At 72.7% G+C, this 952-nt stretch carries 1 pseudogene; it reads right to left on the reverse strand.

Annotated features, from left to right (window positions below):
- Positions 1-640, reverse strand: a pseudogene (locus D183_RS0116435) (kynureninase); the annotation flags it as partial.
- Positions 641-952 lie beyond the last annotated feature (312 nt).

Consider the following 952-nt stretch of genomic DNA (forward strand, 5'->3'; position numbering starts at 1 on the left):
CGGCGCCGGCCGCGCGCGCCAGCCGCGCCACCGCGGCCAGGTCGAAGGCCTGGCCGGTGCGGTACTGCACGCCCGGCCACAGCACCAGCGCCAGGCGCGGGCCGTGCTCGGCGATGGCGCGCTCGATCGCCGCCAGCGACACGGTGCCATCGGCGCCGTCGGGCTGCACTTCGATCAGGTCGGTGGCCGGGTCGAAGCCGTGGAAACGGATCTGCGAGGCCACCGCATGCTGGTCGGACGGGAACGCGCCGGCCTCGATCAGGATCGCGGGGCGCTCGCGGGTGGGTCGGTAGAAGCTGACCATGAGCAGGTGCAGGTTCACCGTCAGCGTGTTCATCGCCACCACTTCGTGCGGGTGCGCGCCGACCAGGCGCGCCAGCGGCGCGGCCAGCAGCTCGTGGTAGGTCATCCACTGGGTGTCGCCGTTGAAATGGCCTTCCACCGCCAGCGACGACCACTTGTCCAGCACCTCCTGCACCGCGGCGCGCGCGCTGCGCGGTTGCAGGCCCAGCGAGTTGCCGACGAAGTAGGCCTGGTCGGCGCCCTGGTGTTGCGGGAACAGGAACTCCTGGCGCAGGGCCCGCAGCGGATCGGCGGCGTCGAGGGCGATGGCGTGCTGGCGGGACAGGATCTCGTTCATCGGCATTGGGTTCCGGGAAGCAGGTCGAGAGTCTAGAGCGTGTGGGACGACGGGAGGTGAGTGCGTGGCACGGCGCGGGGCAAGGCCGCGTGGCCCTCTGCAGCAGCGACCGCACGGCCAGGGTGAGGCGATGGCGCGTTCACCCGCTGCGGTGCGCGGTCACCTGCGGTTGTTCCTTGGCGGCCGCGGCAGCCGGCAGTAGCGCACTGCGGACCAGATGGGTGAGGGTGCCGATGCTGTCGGCGACGCGGTCGCTGGTGTCGCCCAGCGCGGGCAGGGCGCCGCCGTCGCTGCCGTCCTGCGGCTGCGCGG

Origin of the sequence: Xanthomonas sp. SHU 199, from assembly GCF_000364665.1 — a bacterium.
In the GTDB taxonomy this organism is placed as follows: Bacteria; Pseudomonadota; Gammaproteobacteria; order Xanthomonadales; family Xanthomonadaceae; genus Xanthomonas_A; species Xanthomonas_A sontii.